Annotated in this window: 1 protein-coding gene; it reads right to left on the bottom strand. The window is 69.0% G+C overall.

Features of this window, described 5'->3' with window-relative positions:
* Window positions 1-210 (bottom strand): DUF3375 family protein (locus ACOADB_RS19400; protein ID WP_378602194.1); only part of this gene is annotated, 210 nt, incomplete at both ends.

Raw genomic sequence — 210 nt, forward strand, 5'->3', positions numbered from 1 at the left:
GGACTTCACCAACTCAAGGGCCTGCTGGGCGTGCGAGGTCAGCGTGTAGACCTCGTTGCCGACCTCGTCGAGCGACCGCACCAGCCACTGCCCGCGCATCCATCGCTGACAGATGTCCCGCCCACTGCCCGCCGGTACATCGCTCTCCCCCGCGGCACGAATCGCGGCGAGGTGCTCCTCCACCTGGCTGTGCAGCCGGGCCGTCGGGAT

Origin of the sequence: Nocardioides sp. CPCC 206348 (genome assembly GCF_048654705.1) — a bacterium.
Taxonomy (GTDB): Bacteria; Actinomycetota; Actinomycetes; order Propionibacteriales; family Nocardioidaceae; genus Nocardioides.